This is a genomic window from Nocardia sp. NPDC050413 (assembly GCF_040655475.1).
Lineage (GTDB): Bacteria > Actinomycetota > Actinomycetes > Mycobacteriales > Mycobacteriaceae > Nocardia > Nocardia coubleae.
Genome location: NZ_JBFAJZ010000011.1, coordinates 38,681 through 60,622, shown reverse-complemented (window position 1 = coordinate 60,622; position 21,942 = coordinate 38,681). Strand labels below are relative to the sequence as shown.

The window sequence follows — 21,942 nt, the reverse complement described above, 5'->3', positions numbered from 1 at the left end:
GCGGGTCGTTTTTCGTTTGCTGTGTCTTACACCGTGGCGAAGCCGACGCGGCCGACGGCCGGGGAACCGATCTCCACGTAGGCGACCTTCGCGGCCTGGATCAGGAACTTGCGGTTCTTGTCGTCGGTGAGCTTGACGACGCCACCGGAGCCGCTGAGGGCATCGGTCACCAGCGCCTCGATCTCGTCAGGGCTCTGCGAGCTGTTGATGACGAGCTCCCGAGGGCTATCCGAAATACCGATCTTGACCTCCACGGCCAACCTCCGAACGTAAGAGTCCTGTGTTGTCGTCTCCCAGGTTAGTGCAGCCGCTCGACCCCGGTGACACACCTGCCTGCGCTGTGAGCGAACGGTCAGGGTTCGACGAGTTCGATCTCGAGTTCGATCTTGACCGTGTCCGACAGCATGCCCGGCATGGGGCCGCCGACACCGAAATCGGTGCGCTTGACGGCGCCGGTCGCGGAGAAGCCCGCGTGCCGCGAGCCGTCGGGGAAGTCGCCGACGCCGCCCCACTCCACCTCGAGGGTGAGCGGCTTGGTGACGGTGCCGAGGGTGGCCTCGCCGGTGACGGTGAAGGTCTCGGCGATCCGGACCGGTTCGGTGGCGCGGAAGCTCAGGGTCGGCCGGTTGGCGACGTCGAGGAAGTCGGCGTTGCGCACGTGGGCGTCACGGTCGGCGTTGCCGGTGTCGAAGGAGTCGAGGTCGATGGTCGCGCCGATGGTGGCGGCACCGGATTCGTCGACAACGAACTCGGTCTCGAACCGGGTGAAGCCGCCGCGAACCTTGGCGATGCCGAGGTGGCGAACGGTGAACGAAACCGAGGAATGGCTGCGGTCCAGCGCCCAGGATCCGGCCTTCAGCTGCTGTGTCTGTGTCGAAGAAGTCATGCGCCCAGCCTGACCGGACCGTGGTCCGTTAACCAGACCGCCGTTATCCTGGACCTGTCAGGGCCAGGCTGTCGGAGCCAGGACCAGGGAGGATGGAGCAATGCCCGACCAGCTTGGAGCCCGCTCGACCTTCGCCGAACTGCTCATCGCCCGCCGCGCGGAGCTGCGCCCCGAAGACGTCGGCCTGCCCGGCGGCGGTCGCCGGCGCACGCCGGGACTGCGCCGCGAGGAGGTCGCGGTGCTGGCGGGCGTGAGCGCGGACTACCTGGCCCGGCTGGAACAGGGCCGCGACAGCAACCCCTCCCCGGCCGTGGTCGACGCGCTGGCCACCGCCTTGCGCTTCAACGACACCGAACGCGCCCATTTCGGCTGGCTGGCTCTGACCACCAGCAAGGAAGCGCGCTGCCCCAGTACGGCTTTCGACCCGAAGCTCGATCAGGTGCCGCCCGCGCTGACCGCCGTGCTCGACGCCCTCACCCCAACCCCGGCCTTCGCTCTAGGCCCGCGCGCGAATGTGCTCGCTTGGAACGACTCCTGGGAAGACCTCGTCACCCCGCTCGGCCTGCTCGACGATCCCGAGCAGGTGAACCTGGCCGTCTGGGCGTTCCGGCATCCACTGGCGCGCACCACCATCACCGACTGGCCGCAATACGCCGACCTGCTCGCCGATCAGCTGGCCCGCACGAGACTGCGTCGCCCCGAGGACGAGAGCATCGCCTCGACCATCGAATTCCTCAGCACCGAAACGGAATTCGCCCGCCGCTGGCAACCACACCGCCTCGCCGAGAACCTGCCGACCCTGCTCGGCCTCGAACACCCGAGCCGGGGCACCCTCACCTTCACCGTGCAGACGCTGTCCGCGGACAACGATCAGCAGATCGTCATCTGGCTCCCCCGCGAAACCGCCGCTCGCACACCGGAACTACGCCTGATCCACCCCCAAGCAGCCAACGGCTGACAGATCCCGCAAGAACATGGGTAACTCGCCGGGGCACGAGCTAACCCAGCCACTTCCCACAAGCTCGCCGCGTCCCCAGGTCGCCCCGCGCCCGAGTCTGGCCAAGGTCGCGGAGAGGCAGGTGAGCACATGGGTAACTCACCGGGCACGGGCTAACCCAGCCACCTCCCAAAAGCTTGCCGCGTTCCCAAGCCCCCACGCGCCTGAGTCTGGCCAAAAGACCCGGGGAGGCGGCTACAGCCCTAGTTGGGCCATGCGGGCGGCGTGGCGCTCCTGCATGCGGTCGAACAGGGAGACGATGCCGTTGAGGTCGCCCGTGGCGGCCAGCACCAGTTCGGCGAGTTCGTCGCGCTGAGCCATCACGTACTGCGCCTGGGTGATCGCCTCACCGAGCAGCCTGCGACCCCAGAGGGTGAGCCGGTCGCGCTCGGACCGGCTTGCGGTGACCGCGTTGCGGACCTCCTCGACCACGAACTGCGAGTGCCCGGTCTCGGCGAGCACGTCGCGCACCACATCGGCGACCTCGGCGGGGAGCGCGCCGGCGATCTCGGTGTAGAAGTCGGCGGCCAGGCCGTCACCCACGTAGAACTTCACCATCGACTCGAGCCACGTCGACGGGTCGGTGGAGGCGTGGTAGGAGTCCAGCGCGCCCTGGTACTGGTCCATCGCCCGCTCGGCGTCGACCCCGCGCGCGCTCAGCGCCGCCTCGAGGGCCTCGAAGTGCGCCAGCTCCGCGGCCGCCATCTTGGCCACCGCGACCCGCCCGCGCACCGACGGCGCGAGCTTGGCTTCCTCGGCGAGCCGATAGAACGCGGACAGCTCGCCGTAGGCGAGGACCGCGAACAGCTCGGTCACCCCCGGGTGATCGGCGGACAGCGGTGCGGTCGAGAAAATTTCCGGCGCGGCTGAGGTCTGGGCTCCCATGACCGCCAATCGTAGTCGCGATCGCGGATCAGTCGCGATCGGCCAGGAATTTGTCCAGGTGCGTCCAGGTGGTGTCGCGGGCCTGTGGTCCGGCGAGAATGCCGAGGTGGCTGCCCGGAACGACCTCGTAGGTCACCGAGGGCGCCCCGGTGAGCGTGCGCAAACCCGCCTCGACAGCGGCCTTCGGCGTGATGACGTCGGCGGTGCCGCCGAACAGCAGCACCGGCACCCGCACCTCGGCGAGGTCGATGGTGAGGTCGCGCAGGTGCACCGTGCCCTTACCGATGTCGTTGGCCAGGATGAATCGGCCCCACAGCTGCCCGTAGAAGCGGCCGGGGTAGCCGGGCATGGCGGCCTGGAAGCGGTCGATGGATTCCATTCTGGCCAGCGTCTCGGTGCGCGCGATATTGCCCGCGATGAACATCGGGCGCGCCAGTTCCCGGTCGAACGCCGCCACCCGGTAGGCGAATTTGGTCAGCGGCGCGGGGATGCCGCCGACGGCCCGCACCACGTTGGTGACCGCTTTGCCGCCGGTGATCCGGGCGACCGCGCGCACCTGCGGCATGCCGAGCATCTTGTCGTAATCGAGCGGCGGGCCGACGCCGGTGACCGAACGGATCGGCAGATCGGCGTTGGCGGCGGCGGTGAGCAGGGCGAAGATGCCACCGATGGACCAGCCGACGAGGTCGACGGGCGCGCCACCGCAATCGGCGCTGACCCGGCGGATCGCCTCGGGCAGGATGTCGGTGACCCAGTCCTCGAAACCCATCCGGCGATCCGCGAAACCGATCTCGCCGTAGTCGACGAGGTAGGTGGGGCGGCCGGTGGACACCAGGTGGCGAACCAGGCTCTGGTCGGGGCGCAGGTCGAAGCAGGTGGCGGGCGCCGCGAGCGGCGGAATCAGCAGCACCGCGGAATCGGTTGTGGCCGAGCCGTTTTCGGTGTCGTAGCGACGCAACAAGCGGTGCGGTTCGTCCCACAGCACGGTCGAGGGCGCGGGGTCGGGTGCCTCGATGCCCGCGCCGAAGCTCAGCGCCCAGGCGTTGCGCGCGGCGGTGGTGACGGTATCGGTGATGCTCACGACAAGAAATGTCTCACATCCCGGTACCGCCGGTTACAGTGACCTCTATTACATCCGCGACACGCGCGAAAACCGGAAACGGTGAATTGCGCTGCGTCGCATCGTGTATGCGGGCGTGACCGGCGACGATTTCGATTTTCCCGCGACGCCTCGACGGCGTGAAATTCGGATTGCGCAGAATATCACGCTACAATCACTGTGGACAACGCTAGTTTCGTAGCCCCGGCACACTTCGCGGGCGCGTCACACCACGGCGCACAGCGCCACCCGGCAGCGTTGACCAGGAAAATGTGCGCGCACCGAATCCGTATCACCGATGTGCCGCGCCGATGACGCAGACGCGATCGGCGCTGGCCCGGCGAGTATCACAGGCGGATATGTGGTCGTCGCGGGCCGACCGGCCCGCCCCACCTCGTGCGTGCGAGATGCAATGACGAGGAAGGCACGAACCCTGAGCAAGATCACTGTCGAACAGGAACCCGGTGTGGCCGACACCCTGCTGACGGCCGAACTGGACGACACCCACACGCCGCCGAGTTTCGCCGAATTGGGGGTGCGCTCCGAAATTGTGCGCGCGCTCGGCGAGATCGGTATCGAACGCACCTTCGCGATTCAGGAACTCACCCTGCCGCTGGCACTGGCCGGCGAGGATCTCATCGGCCAGGCCCGCACCGGTATGGGTAAAACCTTCGGTTTCGGTGTGCCGCTGCTGCACCGCATCGCGACCGCCGACACCGGGACCACCCCGCTGGACGGCACGCCGCGCGCGCTGGTCATCGTGCCCACGCGCGAGCTGTGCATCCAGGTGACCAAGGACCTGGAGAACGCGAGCAAGTACCTGACCAACCACCAGGGCCCGTTGAAGGTCGCCGCCATCTACGGTGGTCGCCCCTACGACTCCCAGATCGCCGATCTGAACAAGGGCGTCGACGTGGTCGTCGGCACCCCGGGTCGACTATTGGACCTGGCGAACCAGAACCATCTGATCCTCGGCAAGATCGGCGTGCTCGTCCTCGACGAGGCCGACGAGATGCTCGACCTTGGCTTCCTGCCCGATATCGAGCGCATCCTCACGATGGTGCCCGACAAGCGTCAGACGATGCTGTTCTCGGCGACCATGCCCGGGCCGATCATCACGCTCGCCCGCACCTTCCTGACCAAGCCGACGCATATCCGCGCCGAGCTGGCCAACGATTCCGCGGTGCACGACCGCACCAAGCAGTTCGTCTACCGCGCACACGCGATGGACAAGGCCGAACTGGTGGCCCGCGTGCTGCAGGCCGAGTCCCGCGGCGCGACGATGATCTTCACCCGCACCAAGCGCACCGCGCAGAAGGTGGCCGACGATCTGGCCGAGCGCGGGTTCGCTGTCGGCGCCGTGCACGGTGACCTGAACCAGGTCGCCCGGGAGAAGGCGCTCAACAAGTTCCGCAACGGCACCATCGACGTGCTGGTCGCCACCGATGTCGCCGCGCGCGGTATCGACATCGACGACGTCACCCACGTCATCAACTACCAGTGCCCCGAAGACGAGAAGACCTACGTCCACCGCATCGGGCGCACCGGTCGCGCGGGTCGCACCGGCGTGGCGATCACCCTGATCGACTGGGACGAGTTGCACCGCTGGGAGTCGATCAACAAGGCGCTCGGCCTGAACATGGCCGACCCCGCCGAGACGTACTCGCGTTCGCCGCACCTGTACTCCGACCTCGGCATCCCCGAGGGCGTCACCGGTGTGGTCCGCAAGCCGAAGCCGGAGCGCGACGAGGACGCGGTGGTCGTGGAGCGCACCGAGCGCCCCAAGACCACGCGCAGCCGCCGTCGCACCCGTGGCGGCAAGGCCGAGTCCGCCGAGACGACCCCTTCGGAAACCACCACCGAGGAATCGTCGGACGCGAGCGACACCGCCGAAGGCGACAAGCCCGCCCGCCGCCGTCGCCGCCGCCGCAAGCCAGCCGAGGGCACCGACGCGACCACCGAGTCGGCTGCCACTGATTCGGCGGTCTCCGAGTCGGCACCGACCGATTCGGCCACCACCGAGTCGGCTCCGGCCGATTCGACCCCCGCCGACGCGAACGATTCCGGTGACGAGCCCAAGCCCGCTCGCCGCCGCCGTCGCCGCAAGCCCGCGGACGCGAGCGCCGATACTCAGGTAACCGTCGACGCCTGAGCACACCCAGCACCACCCGAAACGGCCCGTCATCACCAGATGGCGGGCCGTTCTCGTACTCACCCGGCGCAAGTGCCCACTGCCTCACCTTGCCGCGGGCAAAGTCTCACGATTCCGTCCCGGAGCAGCAGGCGAGCACATGGGTAACTCACCGGGGACGGGCTAGGGTGACCCACTACCTCGTCTGGCCGCCGACGCAACCCTCACCGCACCTCAGTCCGGCCGGAATTCCCGGAGAGGCGGCCCTGCTAGGGTCGCTGGCGTGGTTGTTCCGGAGCGGCGTACCCGTGCCGATGTCATCGCCGCCGTAACGATCGCCGTTGTCTGTCTGGTCGCGGCGGCTGTCGTGTGGGCGCGTGCCGACGCCACCGGCACCGATTCCGTCACCGCTGATTCCCCCGCACCCACCGTCGTGGCCGCGACGCAGTTGCCGGGCACGCTGCGCGAACGGTGGCACGCGGCGGACTCGGTGAGTTCGCGGGCGCTCGTCGCCGGGAATGTGGTTGTCACCGGCGACGAAGGCACGGTGAGCGGGCGCGATCCGGTGACCGGTGAGCAGCGGTGGTGGTACCGGCGGGACATGCCGCTGTGCGGGGTGGAGGCGCAGTGGGGTTCGGTGATCGCGACCTACCGCGATCAGCGTGGTTGCAGCCAGACCACCATGCTCGACGCTGATACCGGTGCCCGCAGCATCGCCCGCAGCAGTTACATGGACGACGCGATCCGGCTTTCCGGCGACGGCACCTATCTGCTCGCCCTCGGTGCCGACCGGCTGGAGATGTGGCGTTCGGATCTGGTCCGCACGCTCGAGTACGGCTATGTGGACGCGCCGGTGAATCCGAATACCCAGCCGCGCAACGGTTGTGAGCTCCGGTCTGCGGCGTCGAGTTCGTCGCGGCTGGCGGTGATCGAACGGTGTCCGGACGATCCTGGCGCCCGGCTGACGGTGCTCGCCCCGTCGCCGAAGGAGGCCACCGCACCCGAGGAACACGGCTCGCGCCTGCTCACCGCACCGGGCGGCGACTCCGCCGAGGTGCGGGTGGTCGCGGTGTCGGATGCCAAGATCGCCGTCTACTATCCGCCGACCCCGGCCACCGCGACGGGTCTCGCGCAACCGGCCCGCATCGCCGTGCACGACGGCACCGGCAACGAGGTGTCCTCGGCCGCGCTGGCCGAACCGTGGACCGACCGCACCACCGTGACCCGGCTCGGCTCGGCGATCTACGTGTTCACCGGCAAGACCTTGATCGCCTTGAGCGCCGCCACATTACAGCCCACCTGGACGGTGCGCGACGCACTCGGTACCCCGGCGTCGATGGCGGGCAGACTGCTCGTCCCCGTCGCCGACGGCATGCTCGCGGTGGATTTCGCCACCGGAACGACCGTTGCGCGGATCGCGGTGCAGCGCAGCGATTACAGCGGCGACCCGATCAGCACGGCGGTGCTCGGCGACACCGTCTTCGAACGACGCGGTGGCAGGCTCTACGCACTCGGCTGAGCCCGTCGGGCTGTCATGATGGAGCCATGTCCGCATCCGACGCCCGTTTGGTCCTGCTCCGCCACGGCGAAACCACGTGGTCCGCGCAACGGAAGCACACCAGTCACACCGATCTGCCGTTGACCGAGCTCGGCGAGGCGCAGGCCCGCGCGGCCGGGCTGGTCGTCAAGTCCCTCGACCTGCGTGATCCGCTCGTCTTCACCAGTCCGCGCAGGCGTGCGCGCCAGACCGCCGAACTGGCCGGGCTCGCCGATATCCATGTCGACGACGAACTGGTCGAATGGGATTACGGCGACTACGAGGGCGTCACCACCGCCGAGATCCGCGAGACCGTCCCCGGCTGGACCGTGTGGACCCACCCGGTGCCCGGCGGCGAGACGGCCGAGCAGGTGGGCGCTCGCGCCGACCACGTCCTCGACCGGGCCGAGCCGGTCCTGGCCGACCGCGATGTGGTGCTGGTGGGGCACGGGCACTTCTCCCGCGTGCTGATCGCCCGCTGGGGCGAGTTCGCGGTGCGCGAGGGGCGACGGTTCGCGATGTCGACCGGCGCGGTGAGCGTTCTCGGTTATGACCATGGGGCGCATACGATCTGGGCCCACAACCTGACCCATCGCACCGAAGGAGAACTGCGTTGACCGTGCGGCGCGCCCTCGCGACCGACGTGCCCGCGATGGTCGGGCTCGTGCACGACCTCGCCGAGTACGAGAAGGCCCCCCAGGCGTGCACACTCACCGAGGCGCAGTTGAGCGCGGCCCTGTTCGGGCCGTCGCCCGCCCTGTTCGCCCACGTCGCCGAGCACGAGGGCGAGGTGGTCGGCTGCGCGATCTGGTTCCTGAACTACTCCACCTGGGACGGCGTGCACGGCATCTACCTGGAGGACCTCTACGTGCGCCCCGAAGCGCGCGGCACGGGGCTCGGGCGCGCCCTGGTCGCGGCCCTGGCCGCCGAGGCGGTCACGCACGGCTACAGCCGGGTGTCGTGGTCGGTGCTCACCTGGAACACGCCGTCGATCGAGTTCTACCGATCACTCGGCGCCACAGCGCAAGACGAATGGATCGGGTATCGGCTCGCGGGAAAGGAACTGTCCGCGCTCGCCGCGTCGGTGCGGTGATATCCGATGCGCATAGCTCTACCGCACGATTGGCCCGCCACACCCGAGGACGCCGTCGCACTGCAAGATCGGCTACGCCCGCTGGTTCGCGCCGAAAACCCTGTGCCACCGCAATTCTCGACAGTGGCCGGAATCGATTCCGCCTACGCCGAGGACGGCACCGTTGCCACGGCGGCGGTAATTCTCGACGCGCATACCTTGGAAACCGTGGAAACGGCGGTGGCATACGGTGTTTCGACATTTCCCTATGTGCCGGGTCTGCTCGCTTTCCGGGAACTGCCCGCCACCGTCGCCGCACTCGAAAAACTCACGCGCACACCGGATCTGCTCGTGTGTGACGCGCAGGGCCGGGCGCATCCGCGCCGATTCGGCCTCGCCTGTCATGTCGGATTGCTGACGGGCATTCCGACGATCGGTGTCGCCAAATCGGTGTGGGGCGAATACGGCGAACCCGGGCCGCGACGCGGTGACACCAGTGCGGTGACGATCGACGGCGAGATCGTCGGCCGCGCATTGCGCACCAGGGACGGTGTGAAACCACTGTTCGTCTCGGTGGGTCATCTCGTCGACCTCGACACCGCCTGCGCTCAGGTGCTCGCGCTCACGAAGAATTTCCGGCAACCGGAGACGACGCGCGCCGCCGACCACCTGTGCCGCCAGGCGCTGCGCGCGAAGACCGGCTAACGCTCCTCTGGCAGCTCGCCGTAGTCCTGCGCCATCCACCGGCTCGACGCGGGTGCGAACAGGGCGGCCAGGCCGCCGAGCGCGACGACGGCGAGCAGGGTGCCGTACACCGGCTGATGCGAGTCGGTCAGCAACGACCAGGCGACCGGCAGCAACAGGATCTGCGCGATGACCGCGATGGCCCGGCCCCAGCGCTTGCCGCGCAGCAGCGCGATCCCGGCCGCGAGCACGCCGCCGAACAGCGCGATGAACCACATGGCCGTGCCGACCCCGCTGGCCACCGACTGGTCGTGGCCGGTCAGCGCCCGCACGATCAGCACGACCGCGGTCCCGACACCGGCCAGCCCCTCGAGGGTGACGATCGCACCGGCCACCCGCACCGTCGTCGGGATACCGCTCTCGGCCTGCGCGCCGTCGTCGTGCTGGTCGCCTGTGGTCATGTCGTGCTCCGTCACGGCGCCAAGCCTACGACGACGCGTCGTCGGGTGCCGTCGGCCGGGCGGGAACCGGCATCCGGTCACTCGCATTACCCTCGACCCAGTGCGGACGCTGCTCATCGTTAATCCGAATGCCACCTCGACCACGCCGGCGACCAGGGACCTGCTCGCGCATGCCCTGGAGAGCCGGACGCAGCTGACCGTTGCGCACACCCAGCATCGCGGTCACGCGGCCGAACTGGCGCAGTGGGCATCGACCCAGGAGATGGACCTGATCGTCGTGCACGGCGGCGATGGGACGGTCAACGAGACCATCAACGGGTTCCTGCCGCTGCCCCAGGTGGAAGACGATCAGGTGTGGCGGCCCCGCCTGGGGGTGATCCCCGGCGGCTCGGCCAATGTGTTCGCCCGCGCCCTCGGTATCTCTCCCGATCCGGTGACAGCTACCAACCAGCTCATCGATCTGCTCGGCCGCGACGCGGACCGCCGGATCGGGCTCGGTCTGGCCGATGACCGGTGGTTCACATTCAGCGCCGGAGTCGGTCTCGACGCGGATGTGTGCGAGGCGATCGACGCGGCCCGCGCCAAAGGTCGCAAGGCCACTCCGGCGCGCTATCTGCGGACGACGGTTCGGCAGTTCTTCCGCGCGCGCAGGCATGAACCGAGCGTCACCGTTACCGTTCCGGGACACGATCCGGTGGAGTCGGTGTATTACGCCTTCGTCACGAATTCGAGCCCGTGGACCTATCTGGAGGATCGTCCGGTTCGTACGAATCCCGGTACGACCTTCGAAACGGGCCTCGGGGTGTTCGCGATGGGGTCGATGAGTGTGACGCGCACCCTGTTGCTCGCCCGGCAGTTGCTGAGCGATAATGGAAACCCTAAGGCGGACGCACTGTTTCGGATCGACGATGTCGATTCGGTTCGCATCGATTCTCCCGGTGAGATCGGCCTGCAAATCGATGGCGACTTCATCGGAAAACGCAAGATGGTGCATTTCACATCGGTGCCGAGCGTGCTCGATGTGGTAGCCCCGAAGCCCGTCTGAGCAAGGAACTCTCGAAAAAATCTCCGGGTTGCGCTGCGAAAACCCGGAGACGCGAGTACAAAGGACCGGGCAGGTGCCCCATGTGGGCAGCCTAGAGCGTGATCTCCCCCACGGTGCGCCGCAGACCTATTGACATCTACGGTGATCGTGAAAGCATTCACAAGCAACCGTGCGGAAACATTCGAGTCGCACAAGTGAACGATCCACTAACCAGAGGTGCCCTTTGTGGCGCCCGCGCAAAGGAGCAGAGGAATGGACTGGCGCCACAAGGCCATCTGTCGCGATGAGGACCCCGAGCTGTTCTTCCCGGTGGGTAACAGCGGTCCTGCGCTCGCGCAGATTGCCGATGCCAAGCTGGTCTGCGCCCGCTGCCCCGTCACCGCCGATTGCCTGTCGTGGGCCCTGAAGTCGGGCCAGGACGCCGGCGTGTGGGGTGGAATGAGCGAAGACGAGCGTCGCGCGCTCAAGCGGCGCAACGCGCGCACCCGTACGCGTACCTCCGTCTAGGTAGACGAGACGGGCGTTACCGGGCCAGCAGCCCCGGTCCGGTAACGCATGTGAGAACCCGGCACCCATGGGTGCCGGGTTTATTGTTGCCCTACAACAGTTTTCGAAGTTCTACCGTGCGGAACGGCGACCGAGCGGGACCCGCAGCACCGCGTCGGTGCCGACATCGGCACCGGGGTGCAACCCGATGGAACCGCCCAGTTCCGAGGTCACGAGAGTCCGCACGATCTGCAGGCCGAGGCGGTCGGAACTCTCCAGGCTGAAGCCGGTGGGCAGGCCACGACCGTCGTCGCTGATGATCACGTCGAGCCAGCGCGCCGAACGCTCCGAACGAATCGTCACGGTACCGTTCTGCCCCGCGTCGAAGGCGTGCTCGATGGCGTTCTGCACCAGTTCGGTCAGCACCATCACCAGCGGGGTCGCCCGCTCGGCCGAGAACACCCCGAGCGAACCCGCGCGGCGCACCTTGATGCGCGCGGTGTGCACGGTGGCCACGTCGGCCATGATCGGCAACAGCCGGTCGACGACCTCGTCGAGGTCGACTTCCTCGTCCACCGACATCGACAGCATCTCGTGCACCGACGCGATCGAGGTGACCCGGCGCACCGATTCCGTCAGTGCCACTTGGGCTTCGGGGTTCTCGGTGCGACGCGCCTGCAACCGCAGCAGCGCCGCGACCGTCTGCAGATTGTTCTTCACCCGGTGGTGGATCTCACGGATGGTCGCGTCCTTGCTGAGCAGGGCGCGGTCGCGGCGCTTCACCTCGGTGACATCGCGCACCAGCACCGCGGGCCCGGCCAGCTCCCCACCCGGCCGCATCACCAGGGTGCGCAGCAACACCGTGGCACCCCGCGCCTCGACCTCCATCCGGCGACCGGTGCGGCCCGCGAGCGCGGCCTGGATATCGGCGACCACCTCTTGCGCGTCGAAGGGATCGGTGATGAGGGAGCGCGTCGTCACCGCGAGATCCTGGCCGACCAGGTCGGCCTGCAAACCCATCCGGTGGTAGGCCGACAGCGCGTTCGGGCTGGCGTAGACCACCTGCCCCTGGGTGTCGAGCCGGATGAAGCCGTCACCCGCGCGCGGGCTGGAATGGGTGGCCGCCCGGTCCTCCGGGGTGGGGAAACTGCCGTCGGCGATCATCTGGCACAGGTCGTCGGCGGCCGACACGTAGGCCGTCTCCAGGGTGGAACGCACCCGGGAGCGCTGCAGGTCGCCGTCGCGGCTCAGCACGGCGATCACGTCCTCGCCGCAGCGCACCGGAATGGCCTCGCGTATCGCGTGCACCGGGCTCGCGTCCGCGGCGCCGCTCACCCGCACCTCGGTGTCGGTGCGCACGGCGGCCCCCGCGAGCAGCGCGTCGAACACCTGCGGGAAGTCGGTCCGCGACGCGGTGGTGCCCACCTTGTCGTCGAGGTGCACCGTCGGTGCGGTGGTGGGCCGGATCTGGGCCACGCACACCACGTCGGCGCCGTCGGCGACCGGGCCGGCGCCCACCCACAGCAGCAGATCCGAGAACGACAGATCGGCGAGCAACTGCCAATCGCCGACCACTCGTTGCAGATGGTCCACGGCGGTGCCGGGAAGGTCGGTGTGTTCGGCCAGGAGCTCGCTCAGTGTTGCCACGCTGGATCTACCGCTTCGTTTCTCGTGCGACTTACGCGATGGTGGCGATCAGGTCGCCCGCCTGCAGAACCTGGCCCGGGGTGACGTCGACAGAGGTGACCTCGCCGTCCACCTCGGTGAGCACCGGGATCTCCATCTTCATGGACTCGAGCAGCACAAGGGTCTGATCGACGTGCACGTGATCACCCACCGCCACCTCGACAGCGAGCACGGTGGAGACCATCTCCGCGCGCACTTCTTCCACCATGACACCCCGTTCGTAGTCGTGTCGGCCACCGCGCTCGCGGCCGTGGCCGTATCCGCCGAAGCTACAGCCAACCACACGTGAAACAATGGCTCTCGATCAGATTGTGCTCCGCGCTGCGGCGGGGAGGACCCAGAGAAGGGAGCTACCTATGGGTAAGCGCGGACGTAAGAAGCGCAGCCGTAAGGGCAACGCAGCCAACCACGGCAAGCGGCCCAACGCCTGAGCCAGGCTCGGGACACGAAAAAGGGGCACCCGTCGGGTGCCCCTTTTTTGCTGCCGTCAGCCTTCGGTCGACTCGACCCTGGTGACGGTGATGCAGCGGTGGATCTCCACCTTCAACCGTTCACGCAGACCCTCGGGTGCGTGCTCACCACCGCACTTGCGGTTGAGCAGGCCCTTGATCTTCTCCTCGATGCCGTAGGCCTCGATGCAGGGGCTGCAGTGGTCCATGTGTTCCTGCAACCGCGCGCGCGTGGCCTCGTCGCATTCGCCGTCGAGCATGAGCCACACATCCGCGAGTACGGCGGTGCAGTCCATCTCCATATCGGGGTCGCTCACGACTGCACCTCGCTGACGCTCGGCTCCGTCGTGCGCGAGCGCACGCTGTGCTGATGGTTCGCTCGCTGGCGCTCGCTCACTTGGAAACCTCCTGGCGTTCCCCACGGTCGAATCCACGGTCGCGCGCCACCCCGGCGAGCAGACCCTTGAGTTGCTTGCGGCCGCGGTGCAGCCGCGACATCACGGTACCGATCGGGGTGCCCATGATGTCGGCGATTTCCTTGTACGGGAAGCCTTCGACGTCGGCGTAGTACACCGCCATCCGGAACTCCTCCGGCAACTCCTGCAGCGCGGCCTTGATCTCGTCGTCGGGCAGGGCGTCGAGCGCCTCGACCTCGGCCGAACGCAGACCGGTCGAGCTGTGCTCGGCGGTGGCGGCCAGCTGCCAGTCGGTGATCTCGTCGGTCGGGTACTGCGCGGGCTGGCGCTGCTTCTTGCGGTAGGAGTTGATGTAGGTGTTGGTCAGGATCCGGTACAGCCAGGCACGCAGATTGGTGCCCTCCTTGAAGGACTTGAACCCCTGGAACGCCTTGACGTACGTCTCCTGCACCAGGTCTTCGGCGTCGGCCGGATTCCTGGTCATCCGCAGGGCGGCGCCGTAGAGCTGGTCGAGCATCGGCAGCGCGTCGCGCTCGAACCGGGCCGCCAGCTCGGCTTCGTCGACTTGCGCGCCGGACGCCTCGGTAGGCACCACGTCATCGTCGCTCGTCACACCAATCCCTTCGATCGCCGTAGCCACCGAATCTACCGGCAGCACGGTGTCGATGGGCAATCGCACGTCCCCCGACGCGAGGGGACGCTCCTCGAGCAGCAGTGTCACTATCTCTCCTCACGTTGTCTCGGGGGGTGTCACTGCTGTGCAACAGGCACTCCCCCGGCTGTGTTCCCGATCGGCCGGTTTTAGGGTGTGCTCATGGCTGCCGCGTCGACGCCCGCGATCAAGGTGCTCACCGCTGCGAAAATCGCGCACGAGGTTCACTCCTACGCCCACGACCCGCGTGCGGACTCCTATGGCGTCGAAGCTGTCGACGCGCTCGGCGACGCACTGGGGGTGGTGGCAGCGCAGGTCTTCAAAACCTTGGTGATCGAGCTCTCCACCGGCGCGCTCGCCGTGGCGGTGCTTCCGGTGCCCGCCAAGCTGTCGCTCAAGGCCGCTGCGGCAGCGCTCGGCGCGCCGAAGGCGAGCATGGCCGACAAGACCAAGGCCGAACGAACCACCGGATACGTACTCGGCGGGGTCTCCCCGCTCGGGCAGCGCAAAAAGCTGGCAACCGTCGTCGACGCCTCGGCGCTGGAGTGGGATCGGGTGCTGTGCAGCGCGGGTAAACGGGGCCTGGAGATCGAGCTCGCGCCCGCCGATCTGGTGCGCGCGGCGGGCGCGGTGACGGCACCGATCACCGCGTAGCAATCCGATCACAGTCTCGTTCCGAATCCACTACCGACGCATTCCGCGCCCGGTACGACCGATTCGACCCGAGGATGTGATGCGAAAAATGTCCACTCGCTCGACGATCGCCACCCTGTCCCTTGCCCTGATACTCGGCTTCGGCGCCGCGGAGGCCGCCGTACCCGCCGCGGCGATTCCACCGGTGGCGCCGTCCGCGCCGACCGACCCCGGCGACTACCCGCTCAACGGCCAGGGCACCAGCCCGAAGAACGCGCCGGGCGCCGAGAACAACGAGCAGGCCGAGAAGACCGAGAACCTCGGCGGCGGACTGGCCACCGAGATCATCGACCTGGTCACCGGCGCCATCAAGTGCGGCCTGAACATCGCCACCGATTCGGTGCCCTGCCCGCTCTGACGTTCGCGGCGGCCGGGCACGATCACAGCAGTGTGGTCTGCCCGGCCGCTTCGTCGGGAACCAGCAGTTCCGGACCGTTGTTGCGCACGTTGTTCACCAGTGTCGACACCGGTCGCGCGACGATATTCGCCACCTCGTCCGCCGCGGGCCCGCCGAGCAACTCGGCGGGCGCCGGGTGGTCCGGATCCAGCCAGGCGTCCCAGTGCTCACGCGGCATCGGTAAGGGCATGCGGTCGTGGATGCGGGCGAGCTCACCCACGGCGTCGGTGGTGAGGATGGTGCACGACATCAACGGTTGCGCGTCGGGCTTGCTCCGGTCGCGCCACACCGACCACAGGCCGGCCATGTAGATCTGCGAACCGTCGGCATGGGACATGAAGAACGGCTTCTTGACCGCCTTGCCCTTGCCGGTCGGTGCGGGTTCGACGAGCCACTCGTACCAGCCGTCCATGGGGACGAGGCACCGCTTGGACTTGGCCGAGTCACGGAACGACGGTGCCGTGACGATCTTGTCGGCCCGGGCGTTGAACAGCGGTTTGCCCTTGGCTGGAACACCCGGTTCGGCGGCCTTGGTCCAGTGCGGGATCAGCCCCCAGCGCATCCGGCGGATCCGCAGGCGCGGATCGTCGTCGGGGTGGTCGTGCTCGTGGCGTTCGACCACGGTGAGCACCTGGCTGGTCGGGGCCACGTTGTAGCTCACCGTCTCGTCGGGGTTGTCGAGGTCGGTTTCGTCGACCGCGTCGAGCTCGGCCGCCAAGCGACCGGGGTTGGTCGTAGTCGCATATCGTCCGCACATAGCAACCATGGTGGCACCGACGTCCGACAAGTTCGGCCGACGCGGCGACGCGAGTTCGCGCACCACCGGTGTGTTCGGTCCGCACATGAGGGAGGATGGGCAGGTGAGTTTCTGGCCAGCGCCCCACATCGAGGTCCCCGTCCACGCGACCGTCACCCTGCCCGGTTCGAAATCCATCACCAATCGCGCGCTCATCCTCGCCGCACTTGCCGATGGGCCGTCCACCCTCACCGGTGCCCTGCGCAGCCGCGACACCGACCTGATGATCGCCGCCCTGCGCGCCCTCGGCACCGAGATCGTCGGCGACGCCGAAACCCTCGAGGTCACCCCCGCACCGCTGCACAGTGCCGCCGTGGACTGCGGCCTCGCGGGAACCATCATGCGGTTCCTGCCACCCGCCGCCGCCCTGGCCACCGGTGATGTCGCCTTCTTCGGCGACGAGCAGGCCAGGCACCGGCCGCTGTCGACCATCCTCGACGCGCTGCGCAGCCTCGGCCTCGACATCGAGGGCGACGCGCTGCCGTTCGTGGTGCACGGCACCGGGAAGCTGCGCGGCGGTGAGGTCACCATCGACGCCTCCGGGTCCTCGCAGTTCGTGTCGGGCCTGTTGCTCTCGGCCGCCCGTTTCGAGCAGGGCATCACCGTCAACCACAGCGGCGGTGTGCTGCCGTCGATGCCGCACATCGAGATGACGGTGGAGATGCTGCGCCGCGCCGATGTCGCCGTCACCACCCCGAGCGACGTGCGCGGCGCGCAGACCTGGACGGTGGCGCCCGGCCCGATCCGCGCCGTCGACTGGGAGATCGAACCCGACCTGTCCAACGCGACACCGTTCCTGGCGGCGGCCGCGGTCACCGGCGGCGAGGTGAGCGTGCCGATGTGGCCGCGCGGCACCACCCAGCCCGGTGACGTGATCCGCGAGATCCTGGTCCGCATGGGCGCCGAGGCCCGCGTCTTCGACGGGATCCTCACCGTGCGCGGGCCGGAACGGCTGGCGGGCATCGATATCGACCTGCACGATGTCGGCGAGCTCACCCCCACCGTCGCCGCGCTCGCCGCGCTGGCCGATTCGCCGTCGGTGCTGCGTGGCATCGCGCATCTGCGCGGGCACGAAACCGACCGTCTCGCAGCGCTTTCCGCCGAGATCAACCGGCTCGGCGGCAATGTCACCGAGACCGCAGACGGGCTCGAGATCGTGCCCGCCCCGCTGCACGGCGGGCAATGGCATTCCTACGCCGATCACCGGATGGCCACCGCCGGTGCGATTCTCGGCCTGCGGGTGCCCGGTATCGAGATCGAGGACATCGGCACCACCGCCAAGACCCTGCCGACCTTCGTCGCGCTGTGGGAGCAGATGCTCGCGCCTGCGTTATCGGGTGAAGGAGTGGCGCGCTGAGTCGCCGAGGACGCAGCGCGGCCAGCTACGACGAATCCGATGTGCGGGTTCGTCCCGGCAAGGCCTCCTCCCGCCCGCGTACCAAGACCCGGCCGCAGCACAACGACGCCGAGGACGCCATGGTGGTCGCGGTCGACCGGGGCCGGTGGGGGTGTGTCCTCGACGGTGACCCCGACCGGCGCATCGTCGCCATGCGGGCCCGTGAGCTCGGCCGCACCCCGATCGTCGTCGGCGACCGGGTGGGCGTCGTCGGTGATCTCACCGGCAAGCCCGACAGTCTTGCACGGATCGTCCGGGTCGCCGATCGGCGAACGGTGTTGCGGCGCACCGCCGACGACACCGATCCGTTCGAGCGGATCGTCGTCGCCAATGCCGAGCAGTTGTTCATCGTCGTCGCCCTGGCCGACCCGCCGCCGCGCACGGGTTTCGTGGAACGGACCATGGTCGCCGCGTACGCCGGTGGGCTGGAACCGATCCTGGTGCTCACCAAGCGTGACCTGGCGGCCGAATCCGAATTCGCTTCGGCCTTCGAGGGTTTGGACCTGAAGATCCTGTACGCGGGGATCGACGACCCCATCGAACCGGTGGTCGAGATCTTGCGCGATCGGCTCACCGCGCTCATCGGGCATTCCGGGGTCGGCAAGTCGACGATGGTGAATCGCCTTGTACCCGACGCCTATCGGGCCGTCGGCGAGGTGTCCGGCGTGGGTAAGGGCAAGCACACCTCCACCCAGTCGGTGGCGCTGCCGCTGCCCGGCGGTGGCTGGGTAATCGACACACCGGGCGTGCGGTCGTTCGGTCTGGCCCACATCACGCCCGACGACGTGATCGCCTCGTTCACCGATCTCGCCGACGCCATCGAGGACTGCCCGCGCGGCTGCACCCATCTCGGCCCGCCCGCCGACCCCGAATGCGCCCTCGATCAGCTGCCCGGTGTCGAGCGACGGGTCGCCGCGATCCGCCAGTTGCTCACCGCGCTGATCTCCAATGAGGCGTGGTAGCACTCGATCAGCGCGCGAATGGGTCTCGGTCGGATTGCGAATTCGACTCGCGTTCGCTCGCGTTCACGACTGCGACACTCCGCGCCGGTACGGTCATGCCCATGAAGCCACCGGCGATCGGATATCTGCGCCGCGACATCTCGGGTGTCGCCCAGTCCTGGGACGAAACGCAGATCCGATCCCTAGCCGAACGCCTCGGTTACCGCTTCACCAAGACGGTGGCCTTCAGCGACCGCACCACCGATCCGCTCGGCCGCCTGCTCGACGTGGTCGCCGCGACCTCCGCCGCGGCCGTCGTCATGCCGAGCCTGGCCCACCTCGGTGACGACTTCCCCCACACCCTCCTCGCCGCCTGTGACATCGTCACCGTCGCCCCCGAGGTCACCCACACCCGCACCGCCCCCGCCTTACCCGCCTAGGGACGCTCGCCCCACGCGCCGCCGAGTTCCATCAACTCCTGGTAAGCCGCCCGGTCCGCCGCGAGCCGCTGAGCGGCGGCCGCCAGGGTCGCGGGGGTGAAGTCGGTCCCGATGGTCGCCTGATGCTCCACCGCTTCGTCGGCCAGAGCCACCAGCAGGTCGCCGAGCAAGGTGATCTGCTGGGTGACCGTGCCGGATCGTCGACCACCGAGTTGATCGGTCATCCCGTCGGCGATCGCCAATCGGTGCAGCCGTTTCATGGACTCCGGAACCCCGCGCGTCGAACTCCCGTCGATCCACCCCTGGCGTTGCAGTTCCGCGACCACATCCCATGCCTTGGCGAGCCGATTCCACGGCAGCAGAAGACGTTCCGGCAGTTGTGGCCGCGGAGGAGGAGGCGGCGGGGCTTGCGGGTACATCATCGGCCGCGGCATCGGCACGGGTCGATGCGCCTGTGCGTAATCGTGCCACCACACGGCGGCGAGCGGCAGGCCGCCGCAGAGGATCGAGCCGACGAAGGTGGAACCGGCATCCGGTTCCGACCCGAACAGCGAAGACACCCCCGCCAGTAGACAGGTCGCACTCCAGACGCCTGCCAGCACCCACAGCGTGATCACCGAGGGAGATCTCTGGTACTTCATCGCGGGCTCAGCGCGGCTCTACTCACAGCCGTCATTATGCCGCCGCCGTCCGACAGCTTTGCCGGATCAGGCGAGTGGGCGGGTAGCGCTGAAGTAGGTGCCGTGCGCGTACGGGAAAATGCGGGGTATGACCACTGACGACGGGCGACCCGGACCGCCGATTATGAGCCCGAGCATCCTGGTGATCACCCTGTGCCGGCGGGTGGAGGCGGCGCTGGGAGCGGGGCTGGCGCCGCTGGATCTGACGGTGGCCCGGCTGGGGCTGCTCGGGCATATCAACGGTGTGCCGGGGGCCTCGTTCAGCGAGCTGGCCCGGATGTCGGGGACCAGCGTGCAGAGTGTGCACACCTCGGTGAAGGCGCTGGTCGGGGCGGGGTTGGTGCGGGACCGGACCGCGCGGGCAGGCTCGGCGTCGACCATCGAACTCACCGAAGACGGGGTCCGCTTGCTGGCGGCGGCACGAGAAGTGGTGTCGCAGGTCGATATCGAGCTCTTCGGCCCCGAGGCGGATCCGATCCAGCGACAGGTGGGCGCGGCGATTCTCGCGGCGTTCTCGGGCGCCGCACCCTAGCACTTTCAACAACCATGAAGGTCGCGCTACGCTTCAGGCATGTTGAAGGTCGGAGGTCGGTAGTGGAACATTTCTTGCTGTCGGTGCATGTGCTCGCGGGCATCGTTTTCGTCGGTGGCTCGGCGGTCGCCACCAGTCTCTTCCCCCGCTACGCGCCGATTGCCGCACCCGAACCCGATTCGGTGCGCAGCCGGTCGGTGGCCGTCGCGATGCACCGCATCACCGGCCACTACGCGAAACTGGCGATCATCGTGCCGGTGGTCGGGATCGTCCTGGCCACCATCCAGGGCCGGATGAACGAAATCTGGATCACCTCGGCCATGATCACCACCGCCATCGCGGGCGGCCTGCTCGCCGTGCAGATCCATCCGATGCAACGGGAGGCACTCGACAAGCCCGACGACGGCAAACGCCTGCGGATGCTGTCGATGCTCGCGGGGATCTACAACCTGCTGTGGACGGCCGTCGTCGTGCTCATGATCGTGCGCCCGGGCGGCTGAGCGCGTCGAGGAAGACGGCGACGAGGTCGGGCGTCGAGGCGGGGTTCTGGCCGGTGTGCAGGCAGCGATCCGATTCCACATGTGGTGTGAAGGGTTCGGCGCAGCGGTAGTCGACACCGAGTTCGGTGAGCCGGTCCTGCAGGAGCCAACGCGCCCGATCGGCCAGCCCGTTGAGGTCTTCCTCGGCATTGCTGAAGGCGGTCAGGCGGTAGCCCGCGAAGTCGTCGCCGGTGGCGAGCAGGGCTGCGGGGCCGTGGCTGATCAGCGCCGTCGGCTTGTCCGCGCGGAGGGTGTCGACGAGCAGCGCGGCGGAATCGGCGTCGCCTGCGAGATCTTCCATCGGCCCGTAGCCGCCGGGGTAGTAGAGGGCGTCGATGTCGGCGGCGGAGATCTCGCCGAGTGCGACGGGCTTTTCGAGAACCGTCGCGCCCTTGATCGTTTCGGCCACCTCCTGCGCTTTGTCGTTGCCGCCGTTGGCATTCGGTGCGAGGCTGCCCAGGTCGACAGGCGGCACCACCCCGCCGGGCGTCGCCACCAGCACCTCGTGTCCCGCCTCGCGGAAGGCCAGGTAGGCGATGGTGAATTCGGCGGCCCAGTAACCGGTGTAGTGCTTGGCGCCGGTGGTGAGACTCCAGCGGTCGGCACCGGTCATCACGAACAGGATCTTCGCCATCATCGCCTCCCGAACAGGGCCGATCGACGTCAGGTGTGTTTGGCGCCGATGGTGTGCAGAATCTCGTGGATGATCGGGTCGGCGAGCCGGTTGGTGACCGACCGACCTTCCCGGCTCGATACGACGCACCCCTCGTGCCGCAGCACGCGTAGCGCCTGGGAGATCGCGTTCTCGGTGCGCCCGATCGCGGCCGCGAGCTCACCCACGCTGATGCCGGGGGTGCGGTGCAGACAGAGCAGGATCTCCAGCCGGTTGGGGTCCGAGAGCAGGTCGAATCGCTGCGCCCAGGCGCGGATCTCGACATCACCGATCGCGCGCCTGCCGAGCTCGACCGGCGACCCGTCCAGTGTGCGTGGCTCTCCCATAACGCCCTCAGCTTAGTCGCCGGGTTCGGCACCGGACTATCAT

General features: G+C 68.2%; 28 protein-coding genes. 15 read left to right on the top strand and 13 right to left on the bottom strand.

Translation table 11 applies throughout. The annotated features are described in order from the left end of the window. Positions 1-26 precede the first annotated feature (26 nt). The gene (locus AB0I19_RS23350) at positions 27-254 is read right to left on the bottom strand and encodes a DUF3107 domain-containing protein (RefSeq protein ID WP_067491482.1); all 228 of its coding nucleotides are present in this window, start codon (positions 252-254) and stop codon (positions 27-29) included. Between the two features lie 98 nt (positions 255-352). Further along, complete coding sequence (locus tag AB0I19_RS23345; protein ID WP_357151123.1) at positions 353-886, bottom strand: YceI family protein; 534 nt, start codon at positions 884-886, stop codon at positions 353-355. 100 nt (positions 887-986) lie between these two features. On the opposite strand from AB0I19_RS23345, the gene AB0I19_RS23340 reads away from it, so the two are divergent. Then, positions 987-1,844, top strand: a complete 858-nt coding sequence (locus AB0I19_RS23340; protein ID WP_357151121.1) for a helix-turn-helix transcriptional regulator — start codon at positions 987-989, stop codon at positions 1,842-1,844. Between the two features lie 234 nt (positions 1,845-2,078). Here AB0I19_RS23340 and AB0I19_RS23335 read toward each other — a convergent pair whose 3' ends face one another. Together AB0I19_RS23335 and AB0I19_RS23330 are read right to left on the bottom strand one after the other, a co-directional pair. Further along, positions 2,079-2,768, bottom strand: a complete 690-nt coding sequence (locus AB0I19_RS23335; RefSeq protein WP_067491477.1) for a ferritin-like fold-containing protein — start codon at positions 2,766-2,768, stop codon at positions 2,079-2,081. Between the two features lie 28 nt (positions 2,769-2,796). Continuing rightward, positions 2,797-3,849, bottom strand: a complete 1,053-nt coding sequence (locus AB0I19_RS23330) for an alpha/beta fold hydrolase (RefSeq protein ID WP_357151119.1) — start codon at positions 3,847-3,849, stop codon at positions 2,797-2,799. A gap of 430 nt (positions 3,850-4,279) precedes the next feature. Between AB0I19_RS23330 and AB0I19_RS23325 the strand changes: the two genes are divergently transcribed. From AB0I19_RS23325 to AB0I19_RS23305, 5 genes are all read left to right on the top strand, one after another. After that, complete coding sequence (locus tag AB0I19_RS23325) at positions 4,280-6,019, top strand: DEAD/DEAH box helicase (protein ID WP_357151117.1); 1,740 nt, start codon at positions 4,280-4,282, stop codon at positions 6,017-6,019. Positions 6,020-6,281: 262 nt separating this feature from the next. After that, positions 6,282-7,517: a hypothetical protein gene (locus tag AB0I19_RS23320; protein ID WP_357151115.1), complete on the top strand. Its 1,236-nt coding sequence runs from the start codon at positions 6,282-6,284 to the stop codon at positions 7,515-7,517. Positions 7,518-7,543: 26 nt separating this feature from the next. Then, positions 7,544-8,152, top strand: a complete 609-nt coding sequence (locus tag AB0I19_RS23315; protein ID WP_357151113.1) for an acid phosphatase — start codon at positions 7,544-7,546, stop codon at positions 8,150-8,152. 35 nt (positions 8,153-8,187) lie between these two features. Beyond that, entirely contained in the window at positions 8,188-8,628 is a 441-nt protein-coding gene (locus AB0I19_RS23310; RefSeq protein ID WP_357151282.1) for a GNAT family N-acetyltransferase, read from the top strand. A gap of 6 nt (positions 8,629-8,634) precedes the next feature. Next, on the top strand, positions 8,635-9,312 hold the full coding sequence (locus AB0I19_RS23305) for an endonuclease V (protein ID WP_357151111.1): 678 nt from the start codon (positions 8,635-8,637) through the stop codon (positions 9,310-9,312). Here AB0I19_RS23305 and AB0I19_RS23300 read toward each other — a convergent pair. Next, entirely contained in the window at positions 9,309-9,752 is a 444-nt protein-coding gene (locus tag AB0I19_RS23300; protein ID WP_357151109.1) for a hypothetical protein, read from the bottom strand. The two genes, AB0I19_RS23305 and AB0I19_RS23300, sit on opposite strands and share 4 nt — an antisense overlap. A 100-nt stretch (positions 9,753-9,852) precedes the next feature. Here AB0I19_RS23300 and AB0I19_RS23295 point away from each other — a divergent pair, with 100 nt between their 5' ends. Both AB0I19_RS23295 and AB0I19_RS23290 read left to right on the top strand, forming a co-directional pair. After that, complete coding sequence (locus AB0I19_RS23295) at positions 9,853-10,797, top strand: diacylglycerol kinase family protein (RefSeq protein WP_067491720.1); 945 nt, start codon at positions 9,853-9,855, stop codon at positions 10,795-10,797. Positions 10,798-11,049: 252 nt separating this feature from the next. Continuing rightward, the gene (locus AB0I19_RS23290) at positions 11,050-11,304 is read left to right on the top strand and encodes a WhiB family transcriptional regulator (protein WP_022567051.1); all 255 of its coding nucleotides are present in this window, start codon (positions 11,050-11,052) and stop codon (positions 11,302-11,304) included. Positions 11,305-11,415: 111 nt separating this feature from the next. Here the strand turns inward: AB0I19_RS23290 and AB0I19_RS23285 are convergent, their stop codons facing one another. The 4 genes from AB0I19_RS23285 to AB0I19_RS23270 form a co-directional block, all read right to left on the bottom strand. Continuing rightward, complete coding sequence (locus AB0I19_RS23285) at positions 11,416-12,930, bottom strand: histidine kinase N-terminal domain-containing protein (protein ID WP_357151107.1); 1,515 nt, start codon at positions 12,928-12,930, stop codon at positions 11,416-11,418. A 31-nt stretch (positions 12,931-12,961) separates the two neighbouring features. Next, positions 12,962-13,177: a biotin/lipoyl-binding carrier protein gene (locus AB0I19_RS23280; RefSeq protein WP_067491718.1), complete on the bottom strand. Its 216-nt coding sequence runs from the start codon at positions 13,175-13,177 to the stop codon at positions 12,962-12,964. Between the two features lie 279 nt (positions 13,178-13,456). Beyond that, positions 13,457-13,735: a mycothiol system anti-sigma-R factor gene (gene rsrA, locus AB0I19_RS23275; protein ID WP_067984979.1), complete on the bottom strand. Its 279-nt coding sequence runs from the start codon at positions 13,733-13,735 to the stop codon at positions 13,457-13,459. A gap of 76 nt (positions 13,736-13,811) precedes the next feature. Beyond that, on the bottom strand, positions 13,812-14,447 hold the full coding sequence (locus AB0I19_RS23270; protein ID WP_067491716.1) for a sigma-70 family RNA polymerase sigma factor: 636 nt from the start codon (positions 14,445-14,447) through the stop codon (positions 13,812-13,814). 201 nt (positions 14,448-14,648) lie between these two features. On the opposite strand from AB0I19_RS23270, the gene ybaK reads away from it, so the two are divergent. Together ybaK and AB0I19_RS23260 are read left to right on the top strand one after the other, a co-directional pair. Continuing rightward, complete coding sequence (gene ybaK / locus AB0I19_RS23265; RefSeq protein ID WP_357151105.1) at positions 14,649-15,140, top strand: Cys-tRNA(Pro) deacylase; 492 nt, start codon at positions 14,649-14,651, stop codon at positions 15,138-15,140. Between the two features lie 88 nt (positions 15,141-15,228). Further along, positions 15,229-15,537 (top strand): hypothetical protein, encoded by a 309-nt coding sequence (locus tag AB0I19_RS23260; protein WP_357151103.1) that lies wholly within the window; start codon positions 15,229-15,231, stop codon positions 15,535-15,537. A gap of 22 nt (positions 15,538-15,559) precedes the next feature. Here AB0I19_RS23260 and AB0I19_RS23255 read toward each other — a convergent pair whose 3' ends face one another. After that, complete coding sequence (locus tag AB0I19_RS23255; RefSeq protein ID WP_357151101.1) at positions 15,560-16,333, bottom strand: SOS response-associated peptidase; 774 nt, start codon at positions 16,331-16,333, stop codon at positions 15,560-15,562. 85 nt (positions 16,334-16,418) lie between these two features. Here AB0I19_RS23255 and aroA point away from each other — a divergent pair, with 85 nt between their 5' ends. The 3 genes from aroA (at position 16,419) to AB0I19_RS23240 (ending at position 19,149) form a co-directional block, all read left to right on the top strand. Beyond that, entirely contained in the window at positions 16,419-17,729 is a 1,311-nt protein-coding gene (gene aroA / locus AB0I19_RS23250; RefSeq protein ID WP_357151099.1) for a 3-phosphoshikimate 1-carboxyvinyltransferase, read from the top strand. Beyond that, positions 17,726-18,730 carry a ribosome small subunit-dependent GTPase A gene (gene rsgA, locus AB0I19_RS23245; protein ID WP_357151280.1) on the top strand — a complete coding sequence of 335 codons (1,005 nt, stop codon included), beginning with the start codon at positions 17,726-17,728 and terminating at the stop codon, positions 18,728-18,730. The genes aroA and rsgA overlap by 4 nt, the downstream gene beginning before the upstream one ends. 101 nt (positions 18,731-18,831) lie before the next feature. Next, the gene (locus AB0I19_RS23240) at positions 18,832-19,149 is read left to right on the top strand and encodes a hypothetical protein (RefSeq protein WP_225278907.1); all 318 of its coding nucleotides are present in this window, start codon (positions 18,832-18,834) and stop codon (positions 19,147-19,149) included. On the opposite strand, the gene AB0I19_RS23235 is transcribed toward AB0I19_RS23240, so the two are convergent. After that, positions 19,146-19,790, bottom strand: a complete 645-nt coding sequence (locus AB0I19_RS23235) for a hypothetical protein (RefSeq protein ID WP_357151097.1) — start codon at positions 19,788-19,790, stop codon at positions 19,146-19,148. The genes AB0I19_RS23240 and AB0I19_RS23235 overlap by 4 nt on opposite strands. A gap of 127 nt (positions 19,791-19,917) precedes the next feature. On the opposite strand from AB0I19_RS23235, the gene AB0I19_RS23230 reads away from it, so the two are divergent. Continuing rightward, complete coding sequence (locus AB0I19_RS23230) at positions 19,918-20,361, top strand: MarR family winged helix-turn-helix transcriptional regulator (RefSeq protein ID WP_357151095.1); 444 nt, start codon at positions 19,918-19,920, stop codon at positions 20,359-20,361. 62 nt (positions 20,362-20,423) lie between these two features. Next, positions 20,424-20,861, top strand: coding sequence for a hypothetical protein (locus tag AB0I19_RS23225; protein ID WP_357151093.1), 438 nt, complete (start codon positions 20,424-20,426; stop codon positions 20,859-20,861). On the opposite strand, the gene AB0I19_RS23220 is transcribed toward AB0I19_RS23225, so the two are convergent. Next, positions 20,836-21,534: a type 1 glutamine amidotransferase domain-containing protein gene (locus AB0I19_RS23220; protein ID WP_357151091.1), complete on the bottom strand. Its 699-nt coding sequence runs from the start codon at positions 21,532-21,534 to the stop codon at positions 20,836-20,838. The two genes, AB0I19_RS23225 and AB0I19_RS23220, sit on opposite strands and share 26 nt — an antisense overlap. 29 nt (positions 21,535-21,563) lie before the next feature. Then, entirely contained in the window at positions 21,564-21,899 is a 336-nt protein-coding gene (locus tag AB0I19_RS23215) for a metalloregulator ArsR/SmtB family transcription factor (protein ID WP_067491441.1), read from the bottom strand. Positions 21,900-21,942 lie beyond the last annotated feature (43 nt).